Here is a 17,619-nt window from a genome sequence, read left to right as displayed (position 1 = left end):
GCGAGGCTGAGGAACCTGAGCGCATCGAGAAGTTCCTCCAGGACTCGGATCCCTCTGCGAAAGCAGCGATAGAAACCAAAAGCCGGGGCTAAAGCACCAGGTTAAAACACGACGTCGGGCGCTCACCTCTCCAGAAGAGGTGGGCGCCCGACGTCGTCAGCGCGAGGGCGTGGGCCCAGGGTACAGGTGCTAGCTGGGCTTCGTGAGCCCGGTGCGGGCCATGGCGTCTGCATAGGCGACGTGCATGTCGTCCAGGTACTGCTGCTGGCGCGCAGGGGTGCCTGCGAACGCCCGGCCGCTAAGAGAGCGGACTTTGTAGGTCTTGAGGCCGCGGCGCCACAGCAAAGGCACCTCGGTCTTGAGGAGAAGGCCGGCGAGGCGGTTGGCCTCCGTGCCATGAGCCACGATGACCGACGCGCGGGGGACGAGGGCCAGGAACTTCAACAGCGGCTTGAGGCCGGCTGCGATCTGGTCCGGAGTGAACTTGCCATTGGGTTCACCAGCAATGTGCCACGGGTGTACGTTCCATGGCATGACAAATTCCGGTCGAAGCCCCAGCTTCCACTGAACCCCCAGCATTCGGGTGGCTGCCTCGTCATCGCCGGCGGTGATGAATCCGGAGTCGTCAGCGGTGCCGATGTTGGAGTACAGGCTGATGATGCGGCATTCGTCCACATCGTGCATCGGGTCCACGTACGGAACCTGCGTGCCTGGCTTGGCGGCCTGCAGGGCGTCGCACAGCTCGTTGACGGCTGCGACATTGGGTTCATAACGGCGGCTCAAAAGCTGCTCGTGGAAAGGTTCAGTGGCCAAGGCTGTCATAAATTGCTGGGTCTCCTGCGGGGATAGGTCACGCTGCCGGACCGTAAGCGGGCACGCCGAGTACAGCCTGGATGAAAAAGATGTTGTGTGGAACGATTCCCTGATCGTTCTCTACCAGCTTAGCAAGCCCCGCAAAATGTTCGGCGTGCCGCAGCGATCGGGTCCCCCGGATGCCCTGCATGCCACCTCCACGGCACGACGCCGAAGATCACAGGACAAGGCGACTCGCCGTTGTGAACGTTGACAGTGATTTTGCTGCTTGATTGGGTTGGCGGACGGCCTGCAATGGGGGACACGGCAGGCCGCGGCACTTAAATGCACTCGAAAGAGGTAACGCACGGTGAAAAAAACCTTGAAAACCCTTGTCGTTTCCGGCGCCCTGGTCCTGGCCGGGGTGGCATTGCCCGCCCCGCTGGCTAATGCGGTGGGTGAAGGGCCCAATCATGACGGCAATGGCCAAATCACTACCTCCAAGCTTGCCACCTATGACGAGATGGTGGACTTCCTCAAGAAGCAGGATGCCAGCCAGGAGCGGATGGAGCTGGAGGTGATCGGCCAGACGGTCAAGGGCCGCGACATCCACCTGGTCAAATACCTCACGGACCCTTCCAAGCCCACCATCTTGTACCTCACCCAGCAGCACGGCAACGAGCAGCTGACCACCGAGGGCGCGATGGAGTTCATCAAACACCTTGGGACCGGCAAGTCGGGTGGGATCCTGGACGGGGTGAACATTCTCATCGTTCCCATGCTCAATGCCGACGGCGCTATGGGTGACGTGAACTTCCCGCTCGATGACTACATTGCGAAGGGGGAGCGGCATCTGACCCGCTACAACGCGGAGGAGGTCGACCTGAACCGGGACCACGTGGCCAAGATTCAGCCCGAAACCCAGGCCCTGCACAACAATGTCATGCGCAAGTACCCCATCGATTACATGATCGATCTGCATCATCAGGGCAGCCGCAGCGAACGGGACGGTCAGCTCGTTTCAGGGTCCATCCTGTATCCCACCACCCCTAACGCAGACCCCGCCGTCGTCGAGAAGTCAAAGCAGCTCGGTGCCGTGGTGTTCAACAGCGTTGACCCCACCGGCTGGGGGCACCTGGGCAAGTACCTGGGCGGTGATGCCGAAACGATCAGCCGCAACGGGATCGCGGTGGAATACGGGATCGCCACCCTGCTGTTCGAGATGCGTGGTATGTCGGATCACTACCTTGACGATTACGCCCTGGGGCTGCGCAGCAACGGCTACCTGATCAAGCAGACTGTCCTGACTCTGACGTCCACCGCAGCCGCCATCGCGGATGGCTCAATTACCACCGCAGACACCACGTTCTGGGAGACACTCGCTACCCAGACGTCGCGTCCGGGAGAAGAGGCCGACGGCGAGTAGCTGGCCTGCCGCTTTGGGCACCTCCCGGAAGTGAGGAGTTGTGCCCAAAGCGGTGCCCTCAGCGGTGCCCAAGGCGGTGCCTGCCCCCGGTATCCGCTAAACTTGGGTCGTAAGAGCCCCGGATCTCTTGCATTTGCCCGCCGGTCAACAGGCCGCGGGCGCTGCGGTGACATCCGGGGCATTCTCATGAACGGCGCAGGACCGTGGCTGACCTAATTGAATGGGTTGTCTGCGGAATGGCCCGAACGAATGGGGGAGGATCCCATGCCAGCAATCGTGATCGTCGGAGCCCAATGGGGCGACGAAGGCAAAGGTAAAGCCACTGACCTGCTTGGCGGACGCGTTGACTACGTGGTCAAGCCGAACGGCGGCAACAACGCCGGGCATACCGTCGTCGTGGGCGGTGAGAAGTACGAGCTCAAGCTCCTCCCTGCCGGTATCCTGAGCCCAAACGCCGTCCCGGTCATCGGCAACGGTTGTGTGGTGAACCTCGAGGCCCTGTTCCAGGAGATCGAGGGGCTTCAAGCCCGCGGCGCTGACACTTCCAAGCTGCGCGTCTCTGCAAACGCCCACCTGGTGGCGCCGTATCACCAGGTGCTGGACAAGGTGACGGAGCGCTTCCTCGGCAGCCGCGCCATCGGAACCACCGGCCGTGGAATCGGTCCTGCCTACATGGATAAAGTGGCACGCCTCGGTATCCGCGTCCAGGACGTGTTTGACGCCTCCATCCTTCGCCAGAAGGTGGAGGGGTCCTTGCGCCAGAAGAACGAACTCCTGGTCAAGGTCTACAACCGGCGCGATATCGAAGTGGACGAGATTGTTGACTACTTTCTCTCATTCGCCGAGCGCCTCCGCCCGCTTGTTATTGACAGCACCCTGGTACTGAACAAGGCGCTGGATGAAGGCAAGGTCGTCCTCATGGAAGGCGGCCAGGCCACGTTCCTTGACGTCGACCACGGCACCTACCCCTTCGTCACGTCCTCCAACCCCACAGCCGGCGGCGCGTCGGTCGGTTCCGGCATCGGCCCCACCCGCATTTCGCGCTCCATCGGAATCATCAAGGCCTACACCACCCGCGTTGGTGCGGGACCGTTCCCCACGGAGCTCTTTGACGAGATGGGCGTGTATCTGCAGAAGACCGGTGGCGAGTTCGGCGTGAACACCGGACGGCCGCGCCGCTGCGGCTGGTACGACGCCGTCCTGGCCCGCCACGCCTCCCGCGTCAACGGTTTCACGGATTACTTCGTCACCAAGCTGGACGTCCTCACCGGCATCGAGCAGATTCCCGTGTGCGTGGCTTACGACGTCGACGGCGTCCGCCACGACGAGATGCCCATGACACAGACCGAATTCCACCATGCCAAGCCCATCTTCGAATACTTCGAGGGGTGGACTGAGGACATTACAACTGCCCGCACGCTCGAGGACCTCCCTGAGAACGCCCGGAACTACGTGCTGGCCCTCGAGAAGCTCTCAGGAACGCGGTTCTCGGCTATCGGTGTGGGGCCTGACCGCGATCAGACCATCGTGGTCAACGACCTCATCAACGACTGACACCAACCGATTTACGACGCCGGCGGGTCACCTGAAAGGTGGCCCGCCGGCGTCGTCCTCAGGGCCGTAAAAAGTCTTTAAAAGTTTTTTTGTTTTCGCGTAACCCTCGGCGGCCCCGTGACGATTACCACTATGAAACGCCGGGTTGGAATTTGTCCCCCATCATGTTCGAACCGGCGCTTTAACCACCAAGAGGCGCCGGGCTGGAATTTGTCCCCCATCATGTTCCAGCCCGGCCCTTTTGTGATCCCGGAACCTTTGTTAGCGGTAACCGGTTTCACAAGAGTGTGGTTACCGAAAGTAAAGTTAGTACGCAGAAATTCGTCACGGATGGCCCGCCATGCCCCTACAATGATGTAGCCATCCTCCCCGGAACGAAAGCCTAGGTCTGTGACTGACGCGCTGACTGACGAATCGTTAAGCGCCCTTCGGGGGCGTGACTCGGAACTTTTCAATGCCGTCTACCGCAGCTACGCATCGCAAGTCCTTGGATACCTGACAGCCCGCGGCGTAGAGGATCCGGAGGCAACAATGCAGGATGTTTTCTTGGCCGTTCTCCCGCGTATTGATTCCATCAGCGGAGGAGTCGGCGGACTACGGACCTTTGTCTTTTCAGTCGCCCACGCCCGCATGGTTGATGATCACCGGCGTCAGAGCCGGACACCGCTGAAGCAGAGTTTTGAACCTGAATTGGATCCCCGGGAGTCAGGGTCTGCGGAGAGCGACGCCCTGTCGAGAGTTTCGCCGGGTGAGGTGCTGCAGTTGCTGAACGTGCTCGGCGAAGACCAGAAGGAAGTCCTGACGCTGCGTATCATCGCCGACCTCACCGTGGATCAGGTAGCAAAAATCATGGGGAAGAGCGCAGGAGCCGTGAAGCAGCTTCAAAGACGTGCACTGGACCAACTCCGTGACCATTCCGCGGTGAAGGAGTATGTGGCGCAATGACGAATTCGGAAAAAGCAACCCGCTCAACGGTGGAAGAGCTCCTGCTCGATGCCGGGCATGCCGATGCGCCCGAACTCAGGGCCTATCTCCTTAGCCTCAGTTCCCTGGCTGATTTGCCGTTGCCGGCACCGGGCGCCGAACTCGCTTCCATGCTGGCCGGCAGCGTTGACGAACTGGCACGCAAACGTCCCCTGCGCAAGCATCGTCCCACCGTGGTTTCCGTCGCAGTCATTGCAGGCATGGGATTGGGGGTCAGCGGGGTCGCGGCTACCAGCCCGAACCCTGGTATCCGTCAGGGCCTTGTGTCGATCCAGAATTTTGAGGGCGGGTGGGCCCCTGCCCTTGCAGCTCCTCTCGGAGGTGCATCCGTGCCAGTCTCGGCGGCGCCTGCAACCCCCGATCAGTCGTTTCAAGGCCGGTCACTCGCGGAGCCGGATTCCGGACCCTACGCGGCGGAATTGGCTGAAGACGCTCCCGCTGGATGGGTGGAAACCGCACAATTGGGCGCCAGCGCTCCTGCCGGAGGTTCTCGAGCAATGCGCGGCGGAAGTAGTGTAGCGTCCGCCGGCGTTTCACTCGACGGCGCCAAGAACGGAACCGGATTGGCCGCTGTCAAACCCCGGGGTTCGGGCCGTCACGTGGCTCTGGCTGGCCCCCTGGAAAAGGGGCAGGACAACAAGGCCCCGGCCTCCGGCAAAGTGCGCACAGAGGAAGCAGGACACCCAGGGGCAGACGGTCAGGGCCGCGGTACGATCCTGCAGCGGGCGGCAGTCCGGGGAGTCCCGTTCTGGGATGCCTCGCTGGATTTGGGTGACTGGCTGGCAGCGGACGGTGAGGCGCTCGCAGAGCCGAGTGCCGCAGAGCCGGGTGCCGCAGAGCCGGGTGCCGCAGAGCCGGGTGCCGCGCTGCATGTGCGTGACTGGGTGGTCTCCAAGGTCGCCCTGGAGCCAGTCGCAACGGAGCCGGTCGTTGCCGAGCCTGCCGCTACACCACAGGGGCATGGGAAGCGAGCCGCTACCCAGCCTGCCGCTACACACCAGGTCCCTGCCTCGCCAGCGGCCCCGGAGCCTGCGGCACTTCAGCGTGCGTCGCCGGCTGCTGCCCACTCCGCCTTACCAGCCGCCGCACCACCAGCTGCCGTAGTGCCTGCCCAAGACAACTCTGCCAAGAAATCCAGTGGATCGGCGCCGGGCAGGCTTCCCAGTGGCCGTCATTTCTCCCAGACACCTCCACCTCAGTCGGTGGCTTCAGTCGCTGACTCCGTTGGTACTTGGCTGAAGAAAAACCACCGGTGACCTGCGTCGAGGCCATGCCGGGCAACGCTGTGGCTGCGGTGCGGCAGCCCGGTAGGTCCGGGCTGCAAGCTTAGGCTGGGAACCATGGCACACGTTAATGATCCGGATGTAGTCGAACGCCTCATGCTTACCCCCGGAAGATGGGCCATCGTTGGCCTCACCTCCAATGAGTGGCGGGCTGCCTACGACACATCCCTGTTCATCAGAGATCGCATGGGCATGGAAATCATCCCCATCAACCTTCCGGCGGACACCGTCCACGGCGAGGTAGGTTATTCGCACCTTGGTGACATCCCTGGGAAAAAGCTGCCCATCGACGTCGTGGACTGTTTTGTGAACTCCCAAAAGGTGGGGAACGTGGTGGACCAAGCCATTTCGATAGGCGCCAAGGCGGTGTGGCTGCAGTTGGGGGTCATTGACGAAGCCGCCGCGGAACGGGCGAGGGCCGCCGGACTGGACGTGGTGATGAACCTCTGCCCGGCTCAGGAATCCTGGCGCCTGAAGTTATCTCCTGTACCCGGCGCGGCAGACCAACAGTAGGCTCAGCTCATGGATGTGGCTGGACTTCGCGACGTATGCCTGAGTTTTCCCGGAGCCTTTGAGGACTTTCCCTTCGGGCCGGAATTCTCGGTCTTCAAAATCCGGACGGCAATTTCAGGCGGAGCCACTCAGCATGCAAAAATGTTCGCATTGTCCGCAATGGACCCGGAGAACTGGTCAGTGAGCCTCAAATGCGACCCAGTCCTGGCCGAACAGCTGAGGACCGCACACCCGGAGATCACGGGCGCGTGGCACATGAATAAGACGCACTGGAACGGCGTCCGTTTGGATGGTTCCCTGCCGGATGAAATGATCCGGGACATGGTGGAGGATTCCTACGATCTTGTCGTGGCATCACTGACCCGCAAGCAGCAAGAGCAGCTGGGCTGGGCGCGCCTTGCCAATTCTGCGGAGTAATCCACCAACGTTTTAATGCCGAGAGCGGATCAGGAGCAGCAAATGCTGGAGCAGAAAAACCTTGACCACCTGTGGAACTTTGATGACCCCGCCGCCTCCGAGGTGCGCTTCCGCGCGGCGATGACGGAGGACAAGTACGACGCCGATGAGCTCGCCGAGCTTGCAACGCAGCTTGGGCGCGCCATTGGACTTCAAGGCCGCTTGGAGGAAGCTGATGCGCTGCTGGACACCATTGACGGGGACGAACCAACGGTTGCCGTCCGCGTGCTCCTTGAACGGGGCCGCCTCCTGAACTCCGGCGGGCATGAGGCCATGGCCGTGCCTCTGTTCGAACAGGCTGCTGAACTAGCGGATCATCTGGGTGAGGACTTCCTCGCCGTCGATGCCCTCCACATGCTGGCGTTAGCAGATTCGGCGCATGCCGAGGCCTGGACAAGAAGTGCCTTGGAGTATGCCTCCACAGCTCATGACGAGAGGACGAAGCGCTGGATGGTTGAGCTGCACAGCAATCTCGGGTGGATTCTTCACCGCGCTGGACGTCCCACTGAAGCGATGGTGGAGTTCCAGCTCGCCGAGCAATGGGCCGAGCGGGTGGGGACGCACCGGCAGCAGGAAGAGGCCCGTGAGGCCATCCAAGAATGCGAACAGACGCTGACAGCCGCAAAGTAGGAGAATCATGTGGATCGGCTGGATTGAATTCGACGTCCTCCTTGGCGATGTTCATAGCCTGAAGGAAAAACGGTCAGTAGTGCGGCCGTTGATCGCCGAGGTCAAACGCCGGTTCGACGTCTCTGTGGCCGAGGCAGGCTTCCAGGACCAATATCGTAGGACGGTTATCGGCGCCGGGCTCGTAGCGGCCGACCGGGCTCACATCGTAGAGGTGCTCGACGCCGTCGAGCGCTTTGTTGCTGCCCGCCCCGAAGTGGACTTGCTCAGCGCCCGCAGGCGCGAGCTGAGCAGCGAGGACTGACCCTTCTTATCGATTGCTCCGTACCGGCTCTTTTGAGGGCGCAAAACGGCAGTTTCGGAGCAATCGATGACTGGTGTGGATAACTTCTGCGGCATTTGTGGCCTTCTGCTGTTTTTGGTCCATGAAAACCGCGCGCCCGCTCCCTCCTGAGCTGCAGGGGCGACCATTTACTGTCGCCGAGGCCAGCCGAGCCGGCTTGACTGCTAAACGTTTGCGCCACAGGGAGGCAACCCAGATGTACCACGTGGCCAGACAGGAAGGTACGGCGCATCTCGACCGTCCGCACGTCATTGTCCATCGTATGAAGCTGTATGGGGGCGAAGTTGCTGTTGTGGGCGGAATTCCCGTCACCACGCCCGAGCGTACATGGCTGGACATGGCAGAGATGCTCACGGTCGATGAGCTCGTGGCTATGGGGGACAGCTGCGTTCGTATACCCCGTTTATCCCTGGAGGGACGGGATGCGCCGTTGTGCAGCATTGCGGACCTTCAGCGCATGATCGACCGCCACAAGGGAAAGCGGGGGCTGCGGAAAGCCAAGGAGGCCATCAAGTTCATCCGGGTGGAGGCGTGTGGCCACCGATTAAGAAACGATTGCTCCGTAACTGCCCTTCTGAGCGTTCAATAGGGCAGTTACGGAGCAATCGATGGAGCCTGGGCCCACGCCGCCAGGTTCCCTGGCCGAGCTTGCGAGGCTAAGGCGGCGGTGGGGACTAGCCGAAGTACTTCGGCAGGGTGGCCTCATGTGCTTCGCGGAGCGACTCAAGCGGCAAAGGCTCGACGCCGTTGATCTCCAGCTGGCCGCTGGCAGCGTCCACCACGCCGATCCGGAGGTGCTCGAAGTTGCGGGCGGTGCACATGTCCTTGAAGCGGATCTCCTCAGAGCGGGGTACAGCCACAACGGCACGTCCCTGGGACTCGGAGAACAGCGCCGTGAAGAGGTCAACGCCGTCGCGGTCCAGGACGTCCTGCAAAGCGATGCGGGCACCAACGCCGTACCGCAACGAGGACTCAACGAGGGCTGCCGCGAGGCCGCCTTCGGAGAGGTCGTGCGCCGAGTCAATCATGCCGTCGCGGGAGGCATTGATCAGGATTTCGCCCAGTGCGCGTTCGGCAGCGAGGTCAACCTTGGGCGGCAGACCGCCGAGGTGTCCACGCATGTTGGACCATTCCGACCCGTCCAGTTCTGCTGCGGTGGTGCCCAGCAGGTAGATGGCCTGGCCATCCTCGCGCCAACCCGACGGCGTGCGCCGCGCGACGTCGTCGAGCTTGCCCAGAACGGCCACCACCGGGGAAGGATGAATCGGAGTGCTGCCAGTCTGGTTGTACAGGGAGACGTTGCCGCCGGTGACCGGTATGCCCAGCACCATGCAGGCGTCGGACAGGCCGCGGATGGCCTCAGCCAACTGCCACATGACGTCGGGGTCCTCGGGAGAACCGAAGTTGAGGCAGTCGCTTACCGCCATAGGCACTGCGCCCGCGGTGGCGACGTTGCGGTACGCCTCAGCCAGAGCCAGCTGCGCTCCGTGGTACGGGTCGAGGTAGGTGTAGCGGCCGTTGGCATCGGTGGCCAAGGCCACGCCAAGGCCGGTTTCCTCGTCCACGCGGACCACACCGGCGTCGTCGGGCATGGCCATAGCCGTGTTGCCGCCGACGTAGCGGTCGTACTGGTTGGTGATCCAGGACTTGTCGCACATGTTGGGCGAGGAGATGAGCTCGGTGACCGCTGCGGCCAGTTCAGCAGGGGCGGACGGGCGGCCCGCATCCTGTACCGAACCGGTGAAGGAGTCGGCCTGAACGGAGTCCTGCCACTCAGGGCGGGCATACGGACGGTCGTAGACGGGACCGTCGTGGGCCACAGTGCGCGGGTCCACGTCGACAATGACCTCACCTTCCCAGGTGATGATCAGGCGGCCGGTATCAGTCACCTCGCCGAGCCAGGAGTATTCAACGGCCCACTTGTCCATGACAGCCTCAAAAGCAGCAATGTTCTCGGGCGTGACTACGGCCATCATGCGTTCCTGCGACTCGGACATCAAAATTTCGCCCGGGGTCAGCGTGGGGTCGCGCAGCAGGACGGAGGTCAGTTCAACTTCCATTCCACCGTCGCCATTGGAGGCGAGTTCGGATGTTGCGCAGGAGATGCCTGCCGCGCCAAGGTCCTGGATACCCTCAACCAGCGAACCCTTGAACAGCTCAAGGCAGCACTCGATCAGGACCTTCTCCGCGAACGGGTCGCCCACCTGCACTGCGGGACGCTTGGACGGCTTGGTGTCATCGAAGGATTCAGAGGCCAGCACCGAGGCGCCCCCGATTCCGTCACCGCCGGTGCGGGCACCGAACAGCACCACCTTGTTGCCCTTGCCGGAGGCGTTGGCCAGGCGGATGTCCTCGTGGCGCATGACACCGACAGCCAAGGCATTGACCAGCGGGTTGCCCTGGTAAACGGAATCGAACACCATTTCCCCGCCGATGTTCGGCAGGCCCAGGGAGTTTCCATAGCCACCGATGCCTGCGACGGCTCCGTGCATAACGCGGGCCGTGTCCGGGTGGTCAATGGCGCCGAAACGCAGCGGATCCATCACGGCAACAGGGCGGGCGCCCATGGAGATGATGTCGCGGACGATCCCGCCAATGCCCGTTGCGGCACCCTGATAGGGCTCCACGAACGACGGCGAATTGTGGGACTCGATCTTGAACGTCACGGCCCAGCCGTCGCCAAGATTGGTGACGCCGGCGTTCTCACCGATCCCCACGAGCATGTCTTTCTTCATCTCGTCCGTGACCTTTTCGCCAAACTGGCGAAGGTGGTTCTTGGACGACTTATAAGAGCAGTGTTCGCTCCACATCACCGAGTACATGGCGAGCTCGGCGCCGGTAGGGCGGCGGCCCAGGACCTTCACTACCTCGTCGAACTCATTCTGCTTCAGGCCCAGTTCGGCCCAGGGAAGTTCCGTGTCCGGAGTCTTGGCTGCGTTCTCGACGGTGTCGATGTTGAACTTCTTGCTGACGGTTTCAGCTGAGGTGCTCACTTGGCGTCTCCCACAATCTTGTTAAGGACGGAGGTGAAGAATCCGAGGCCGTCGGTGTCGGAGCCGCCGATTCCGTCGAGGGATTCGGGGCCGTAGCCCACCTCCACTGCGTGCTCCGGGTGCGGCATAAGGCCCACCACGTTGCCGGCCGTGTTGGAGATGCCTGCGATGTCACGCCGCGAGCCGTTCGGGTTGAAGCCCACGTAGCGGAATACAACACGACCTTCGGCCTCCAGGGCGTCGAGTGTCTTTTCGTCCGCGATGTACTGGCCGTCCTGGTTCTTCAGCGGGACAGTAATTTCCTGGCCGGCCGCGTAGTCGCTGGTCCAGTGGGTGTTGTTGTTCTCCACGCGCAACACCTGGTCGCGGCACATGAACTTCAAATGGTCGTTCTTGATCATGGACCCGGGCAGCAGGTGCGACTCCGTGAGGATCTGGAAGCCGTTGCAGATGCCGAGGACGGGGAGCTTCGCATCAGAGTTGGCGGCATCAATAATTCTGGACATCAGCGGAGCAAAGCGCGCGATCGCTCCGGCCCGAAGGTAGTCCCCGTAGGAGAATCCTCCAGGGATAACGACGGCGTCGACGTCGCCGAGGCTGGTGTCAGCGTGCCAGAGCGCAACCGGAGTGGCGCCCGCGAGACGAACGGCCCGCGCGGCGTCGCGGTCGTCAAGGGTGCCGGGGAAAGTTATCACGCCGATCTTGGCGCCGGCGAGCCTGCTGGTATCAGGAGAGCCGGCGGACGGAGCCGCGGCTGCTTCGCCGATCAGGGGAAGTTCAGTCATCTCAGGCCTCGACGACCTCGACGTTAACGACGTCCTCGATCACCGGGTTGGACAGAAGCGTCTCGGCAGCTTCGCGTGCCTGTGCGAGGACGGCATCCGTCACCTCGCCGTCCACCGTCAGTTCAAAGCGCTTGCCTTGGCGGACAGCGCTGAAGCTGGTGAAACCCAGCCGGGGGAGTGCACCCACAATTGCCTTCCCCTGCGGGTCCAGAATCTCGGGTTTGGGCATGACGTCAACAACGATCCGGGGCATCCGGTAACTCCTGTGCGTGAGCATTGGGTAAGGGCGCAGCGGAGGGGTGCCGTCTCACGCCGTTCCGCTGTTGCCTGACTGGACAGACTGCCTGACTGGACAGACCAAAAAAGCGTGAAAAGGGCGCTCCGCGAGCTTGCTAGGCCAGTCTACCGGGGATAGTGGCCCGCGCCGTATTCGGGCGGCAGTGTGAACCTCACCGGGGGTGCCCCCGGCGAATACGTGGACGAATAAGTGGACGGATAAGGGGCCCGGGCAGCCTTGGACAATGGCCGACGGCGGGCTCTGGTCTTGCCCCCTGCCGGTCATTAGGATTGCGCCATGGTGGATAAGCCGAGATCGCTGTTATTGCCCATCATGGCGGCCGCAGTTTTTGCGGGACTTGGACGCATGGTTTTTCAGAAACTGAAGGCGGACCGCGCCGTCCGGGAAACCGACCGCGCCGCCCGGCAGATCAATGTGGCCGGTGACATGGACGAGAAAACGCGGGCCTGGATCAGTGATGTGGTGAGGACTCCGCGGGAATAATCTCCTGAAAAAGCCTCCAGAAACTTTAAATGTTCTTATTCCGCGGGTTAAATTCCCTGTGTCAATGGTATTTTTCTTCATATCGGCACCTTGCCTGTTGCGCTGAAACCAAGCAATGATGCGTGGGCGGAAAAGCCGGTTGCCTGATTTTTTATGTCCTGTTCTGCCTCCAGTCACGGGGACGCTGCCAACGGCAGAAACCAGCGATGACAGGCAACCCACATCGGCGGGTGGTTCTCACTGGGGGGAGCCACCCGCTTGTCGTTTCCCAGGTCCCGCACCAGCCGTTTGAGCCTGCCTATTTTCAGATGACAAAACGGCTACGAAATGTATGTGCTATGTCATATTCAGCTATCAGTCTGTACTGTGTGACACGGCTGGTCTCACTCTGATTACAGGAACTGTCATCGAGTTGCTGCTCCCAGCCTTGTTGAGACCGGCGACGCCGGACCATTCCTCATGAAAGGTCTCACCCACCCGTGAAATCACCACGACACAGCACCCCAATGGGTACAAGGGGCAGAGGATTTCGGAAGACAACGGCGTTAGCCCTTGGCCTTCCGCTGCTCTTTGGAACCGTCGCTGTCAGCCCCGCTACAGCGGTGCCCGCAGCTCCCGGCGCAGCAGCCACCCAGAACGACGCCCCTACCGTTTACCAGGATGGCCGGTACATAGTGGTGCTGGCTGAGAAGGCAGCGGCCGCGTATGAAGGCGGGACAGCGGGCTTGCCCGCCACCAAACCCCAGCATGGGCGCAAACTAGACGCGGAGGGCCAGAATTACAAGGCTTACGACGCCCATCTCCGAAAGTCCCAGCGGGAGGTCGCGGCGCAGCAGGGCGTTACTCCTCAGAAGCAGTTCACAGCCGCCCTGAACGGGTTTGTTGCCGAGCTCACCGCCGAACAGGCTGCCGATCTGGCAAAAGACAGCAAGGTGCTCAAGGTCGCCCCGGATACGCAGAATGCTCCGGATTACACCACAACCGACTTCCTGAAGCTCACCGGAGCTGATGGAGTCTGGGCCAGGCAGTTTGGCGGCGAGGCCAATGCAGGGAAGGGGGTTGTGGTGGGCGTCATTGATTCTGGGTACGCCCCTGACAACCCGTTCCTTGCCGGAGAAGCAGTGAAGCCCCTTAAGGGGAAGGCAGAAGTAGGCGTTCCCTACCGGACTGAGGATGGCCGGATTGCCATGCTGAAGTCCGATGGCACCACCTTCCAGGGCGAATGCCAGAAGGGTATCGAATCCGGAGCTGCCTTTGACGGCAGCCTTTGCAATTCCAAGGTCATCAGCGCCCGCTACTTCGCGGACGCCTTCCTGGAAGGCGTGGAGCCGGAGCACCGCGCTCCCGAGGAACTGATTTCACCGGTCGACGTCGGCAGTCATGGCACGCACACAGCCACCACCGCCGCGGGTAATGCCAATGTCGAACAGACGATCGATGGCAAGAGCTTCGGGAAGAGCTCAGGCGTCGCTCCTGCTGCCAAGATTTCTGTGTACAAGATCTGCTGGGAAGACGATGATCCTGACACCGGCGGCTGCTATTCATCCGCTTCCATCGACGCCATCGAGGCCGCCATCAAGGACGGCGTGGATGTGCTCAACTACTCAATTTCAGGAAACACCAACAGCACCACGGACCCGGTTTCCCTGGCGTTCCTGAATGCCGCCGCAGCGGGAGTCTTCGTCTCGGCCTCGGCAGGGAACTCAGGCCCCACGGCTTCCACCGTGAATCACGCTGCCCCATGGCTCACAACGGTGGCAGCCTCAACTTTCCCCAGCGAATTGCTGGGAACGGTCAAGGTCTCTGACGGCTCGCTGTACCGCGGTGCTTCCATCATGAAGACAGAAGTTAAGGATGCTCCCGTTGTGGTTGCGGCAGACGCCGCGGCTGTCGGATCAGCTACGGCCAACCTCTGCGGTCCGGACACCCTGGATGCAGCGAAGGTCGCCGGAAAGGTTGTGGTTTGTGACCGCGGCGTCATTGACCGTACGTTGAAGAGCCTGGAAGTTCAAAGGGCCGGCGGCGTGGGCATGATCCTGGTTAACCTCACCGCCAGTTCTGAGGACGCCGACAACCATGTGCTGCCCACCGTCCATGTGAACGCACCCAAGAGCCTTGAGCTCAAGTCAAAGCTGGCTGCCAACCCGGCGCTCACCGTCAGCCTCGTCCAGGGCGACCTCACCGGCGAGCCGCTGCCGGCCGTTCCCCAAATTGCCGGGTTCTCCTCCCGCGGGCCAAGCCTGGCCTCCGGCGGAGACCTCCTTAAGCCTGACGTCTCCGCTCCCGGCGTTAACGTCCTGGCCGGCGTATCCACCATCGGTAATGCCGGCGCGCAGTTCGGCTTCATGTCCGGGACGTCCATGGCTGCCCCCCACATTGCCGGTTTCGGTGCCTTGGTGCTCGGCAAGCAACCCAAGTGGACCCCCTCAATGGTCAAGTCAGCCATGATGACAACGGCTTACCCGCTGGTCAATGCTGATGGCACACCGAACAAGGATCCGTTTGCAGGCGGTGCCGGGCACATCGACTCGACCCGTGTCCTCGATCCGGGGCTGGTCTACAACTCCGGCGCCAAGGACTGGCTCGCGTTCCTCAACGGCCAGGGAATGGACACCGGTTCGCCGGAGGCCGGCAGTATCGCAGCACGCGATCTGAACCTGCCGTCCATAGCCTTGGGCAGCCTCGTGGGAGAAGTCACAGTCAAGCGCCAGCTGACGGCCTTGGTCCCGGGTAAGTACAAGCCCGAAGTGAACATGCCGGGATTCGATGTCCACGTCGAGCCGCAGGTCCTGAACTTCGCCAAGGCCGGCAAAACCCGCGAAGTCACCATCACCATCCGGAACGTCAGCGCTCCCATGGGTAAGTTCAGCACTGGCACGCTTACCTGGAAGGGGCCGCGGACCGTCAGCTCGCCGATCGCTATCCGTCCTGTCGACGCTCAGATCGCTCCTTCGTTCTCCTTCAGCTCCAGCACAGGGGAAGGCAGCGGAACTCTTGACCTGGTTTCCGGTTCGGATGCGCCCATTGCTGTAGGAGTGGAAGGCCTGGCTCCCTTGGCAGAAACCTCCATCACCAAGACCCCTGGTGCTTTCGCTCCCAGGAACGATGAGCACAATGCGGTGATTAAGGTGACCGTTCCGGAAGGCACGGAATTCACACGCTTGGGTATCCAGGCTGAGAGTGAAGACGTCGACTGGGACATGGTGGTCTACGCTCCGGATGGCAATGGAGGTCTCAAGCCCACGCAGGTTGCTACGGCATCCGCCAGCGAGTTCCTGGATTTGGATTCGCCCCGGTCCGGGACCTACTACATCGTCGCAAACCTTTACTCCTCTCCCGAGAACGCTGCTGCCACATCCAGTGTTCAGGCTGTATCTCTTGCCGGGGATGCAGGAAACCTGACGGTGAGCCCCAACCCGATAGTCGCGCCCAACGGCACAGCGACTACGGCCACAGTGAACTGGTCGGGCCTGGCTGAGGGTTCCTACCTGGCACGCCTGAACCTGGGCCCGAACGGCATCACCACGTGGGTCAGCGTCAAGGTAGGTGCTGCCTCCGCGGCAGCTCCCGCCGGTGGCCTGACGACGTCGTCCGTTGACGCGGTGCCAGGCGTCTAGAAGCTAACTCGACCAGGTAAGAGCAAAGGAATCGTCCCGGGCAGCGTACGCTGCCCGGGACGTTCTGTTTGCCGGCCCTTGCTTTGGTTCTTTGTGCGATTCTCAGAGACTTATACGAGGCCGCGACGGGAGGCTGGCCCGCCCAACAGTGGTTCCATGGCACGCCAACGGGCGATCTCACAACCGTCCGTGAGGCTGAATCTGCTACGCACAGGCCGCCCATGGAGGACACCTGTCACCAGCGCAACCTGGGGGCCGCCGTATTGCTGGGTACAGATCATGTCCGCCCGGCGCGCGGCGAAGAAGATCTCCTCGCCGAACCGTTCGACGGCGGCCAGCGCGGCTCCGGGGTCCGGCACCGTGGATTCGGGAGCAGGGGATCCGTTTCGGACAAGAAGCCGGAAAATGCGCTCCGCGGTTTCGGGCAGACCGCTTACCTGTACCGTCAGATCCACCTCGGCGGATTCAGGCAAGACGCTCATGTTTCGCCCTGGACGGCTGAGCTGGGGCCGACACCACACCGGCAGCTTCGAGCAACGGTTTAAGCGCCCCCAGGAGCCGTCCGCGCAACGCCTGGGCTTCGGCAGAGAAGGCCCTTTGGTGCTCTACATATTGCGCCTTGCCTTCGGCAGTTTCGATCGGGATGGCGGGATAGCCCCATTGTTCAAGGTCGTAGGGCGATGCCTGCATGTCCATGGCCCGGATCCGCCAGGACAATTCGAAACAGTCCATCACCAGTTCGCTCGGCAGTGCGGGCGATAGCTTATAGGCCCATTTATAGAGATCCATGTTGGCGTGGAGGCAGCCTGGCTGCTCCGTGGACCGCTGGTTTTCCCGGCTCGGGGAAAGCTCGTTCAGTGGAACGGCGTCGGGTGAATAGAAGCGGAAAGCATCAAAATGGGAGCAGCGGATCCGGTTTTCCTCCACCACACGGTCGGTTCCGGCACTGCCCAGCCGCAGTTGCAGGTACTCGTGGCGGAGCTGGAATTTGTCCTGCCGATACACCATGGCCCATTCGTGCAGCCCGAAACAGCCGAACTGGCCCGGCCGGAGAGCTGTCCCCTGCAGGATGATGCCGGCAAACCGCACCGCCTCGAACCTGTCCTGCAGGAATGACCCCCGGTCAAAAGCCAGCGCGGCACTGCCTGGAGGCAGGCCGGCTGAGGCGAGTTCGGCGTCGTCGAGCTGCCGGTAGTATTTCCACCCGGCTCGTGTCTGCGCCTGCTGCCCGGAAAGTACGACGCCGTCCCCGGGGTGCCAGCGCATCAGCTGACCCGGTTTTTGGGTGTAGTAGGTGAAAAGGAAGTCCTCCACAGGGTGCTTGTGCCCTGCCGAACGGCGGGCAAGGTACGGCTCGGAGTACTGGCGAACCCGCAGCTGATGGGCTGACTCGCGGGCCATCCAGTTGCCGGGCGACAGCGTATGCTCCTGCTGCGGCCAGTCGGCGTGATGGTTTGGCATGGCG

General features: G+C 62.1%; 17 protein-coding genes. 11 read left to right on the top strand and 6 right to left on the bottom strand.

The annotated features are described in order from the left end of the window. Positions 1–189: 189 nt before the first annotated feature. Positions 190–822: a uracil-DNA glycosylase gene (locus RIN13_RS15520; RefSeq protein WP_309108233.1), complete on the bottom strand. Its 633-nt coding sequence runs from the start codon at positions 820–822 to the stop codon at positions 190–192. Positions 823–1,162: 340 nt separating this feature from the next. On the opposite strand from RIN13_RS15520, the gene RIN13_RS15515 reads away from it, so the two are divergent. From RIN13_RS15515 to RIN13_RS15475, 9 genes are all read left to right on the top strand, one after another. Next, the gene (locus RIN13_RS15515; RefSeq protein ID WP_309108232.1) at positions 1,163–2,218 is read left to right on the top strand and encodes a M14 family zinc carboxypeptidase; all 1,056 of its coding nucleotides are present in this window, start codon (positions 1,163–1,165) and stop codon (positions 2,216–2,218) included. 264 nt (positions 2,219–2,482) lie between these two features. Continuing rightward, positions 2,483–3,772, top strand: coding sequence for an adenylosuccinate synthase (locus tag RIN13_RS15510; protein ID WP_309108231.1), 1,290 nt, complete (start codon positions 2,483–2,485; stop codon positions 3,770–3,772). Between the two features lie 390 nt (positions 3,773–4,162). Then, positions 4,163–4,717 carry a sigma-70 family RNA polymerase sigma factor gene (locus tag RIN13_RS15505; protein ID WP_309108230.1) on the top strand — a complete coding sequence of 185 codons (555 nt, stop codon included), beginning with the start codon at positions 4,163–4,165 and terminating at the stop codon, positions 4,715–4,717. Continuing rightward, positions 4,714–6,012: a hypothetical protein gene (locus RIN13_RS15500; protein ID WP_309108229.1), complete on the top strand. Its 1,299-nt coding sequence runs from the start codon at positions 4,714–4,716 to the stop codon at positions 6,010–6,012. The genes RIN13_RS15505 and RIN13_RS15500 overlap by 4 nt, the downstream gene beginning before the upstream one ends. Positions 6,013–6,096: 84 nt before the next feature. Next, positions 6,097–6,552 (top strand): CoA-binding protein, encoded by a 456-nt coding sequence (locus RIN13_RS15495; RefSeq protein ID WP_309108228.1) that lies wholly within the window; start codon positions 6,097–6,099, stop codon positions 6,550–6,552. Positions 6,553–6,561: 9 nt separating this feature from the next. Beyond that, positions 6,562–6,969 (top strand): MmcQ/YjbR family DNA-binding protein, encoded by a 408-nt coding sequence (locus RIN13_RS15490; RefSeq protein WP_309108227.1) that lies wholly within the window; start codon positions 6,562–6,564, stop codon positions 6,967–6,969. A gap of 42 nt (positions 6,970–7,011) precedes the next feature. Further along, entirely contained in the window at positions 7,012–7,638 is a 627-nt protein-coding gene (locus RIN13_RS15485; protein ID WP_309108226.1) for a hypothetical protein, read from the top strand. Between the two features lie 7 nt (positions 7,639–7,645). Next, positions 7,646–7,939: a DUF503 domain-containing protein gene (locus tag RIN13_RS15480; protein WP_309108225.1), complete on the top strand. Its 294-nt coding sequence runs from the start codon at positions 7,646–7,648 to the stop codon at positions 7,937–7,939. A 244-nt stretch (positions 7,940–8,183) separates the two neighbouring features. Then, on the top strand, positions 8,184–8,567 hold the full coding sequence (locus tag RIN13_RS15475; RefSeq protein ID WP_309108224.1) for a hypothetical protein: 384 nt from the start codon (positions 8,184–8,186) through the stop codon (positions 8,565–8,567). 85 nt (positions 8,568–8,652) lie between these two features. Here RIN13_RS15475 and purL read toward each other — a convergent pair whose 3' ends face one another. The 3 genes from purL to purS are packed head-to-tail and all read right to left on the bottom strand — an operon-like array spanning position 8,653 to position 12,009. Then, positions 8,653–10,971 carry a phosphoribosylformylglycinamidine synthase subunit PurL gene (gene purL, locus RIN13_RS15470; protein ID WP_309108223.1) on the bottom strand — a complete coding sequence of 773 codons (2,319 nt, stop codon included), beginning with the start codon at positions 10,969–10,971 and terminating at the stop codon, positions 8,653–8,655. Beyond that, the gene (purQ, locus tag RIN13_RS15465; RefSeq protein WP_309108222.1) at positions 10,968–11,756 is read right to left on the bottom strand and encodes a phosphoribosylformylglycinamidine synthase subunit PurQ; all 789 of its coding nucleotides are present in this window, start codon (positions 11,754–11,756) and stop codon (positions 10,968–10,970) included. Before purQ ends, purL begins: the two co-directional genes overlap by 4 nt. A gap of 1 nt (position 11,757) precedes the next feature. After that, entirely contained in the window at positions 11,758–12,009 is a 252-nt protein-coding gene (gene purS, locus RIN13_RS15460) for a phosphoribosylformylglycinamidine synthase subunit PurS (RefSeq protein ID WP_309108221.1), read from the bottom strand. 321 nt (positions 12,010–12,330) lie between these two features. On the opposite strand from purS, the gene RIN13_RS15455 reads away from it, so the two are divergent. Both RIN13_RS15455 and RIN13_RS15450 read left to right on the top strand, forming a co-directional pair. Next, positions 12,331–12,537 (top strand): hypothetical protein, encoded by a 207-nt coding sequence (locus RIN13_RS15455; protein ID WP_309108220.1) that lies wholly within the window; start codon positions 12,331–12,333, stop codon positions 12,535–12,537. 506 nt (positions 12,538–13,043) lie between these two features. Further along, positions 13,044–16,154, top strand: a complete 3,111-nt coding sequence (locus RIN13_RS15450) for a S8 family peptidase (RefSeq protein ID WP_309108219.1) — start codon at positions 13,044–13,046, stop codon at positions 16,152–16,154. A 110-nt stretch (positions 16,155–16,264) separates the two neighbouring features. Here RIN13_RS15450 and RIN13_RS15445 read toward each other — a convergent pair whose 3' ends face one another. Together RIN13_RS15445 and RIN13_RS15440 are read right to left on the bottom strand one after the other, a co-directional pair. Next, positions 16,265–16,636, bottom strand: coding sequence for a serine protease inhibitor (locus tag RIN13_RS15445; protein WP_309108218.1), 372 nt, complete (start codon positions 16,634–16,636; stop codon positions 16,265–16,267). Next, positions 16,620–17,615 carry a 3-methyladenine DNA glycosylase gene (locus tag RIN13_RS15440; RefSeq protein ID WP_375164781.1) on the bottom strand — a complete coding sequence of 332 codons (996 nt, stop codon included), beginning with the start codon at positions 17,613–17,615 and terminating at the stop codon, positions 16,620–16,622. The genes RIN13_RS15445 and RIN13_RS15440 overlap by 17 nt, the downstream gene beginning before the upstream one ends. Positions 17,616–17,619: the final 4 nt, after the last annotated feature.

Source organism: Arthrobacter sp. (genome assembly GCF_031179985.1).
Classification (GTDB): Bacteria; Actinomycetota; Actinomycetes; order Actinomycetales; family Micrococcaceae; genus Arthrobacter.
The sequence above is the reverse complement of the archived record's forward strand: the minus strand, read 5'-3'. Positions and strand labels throughout refer to the sequence as shown.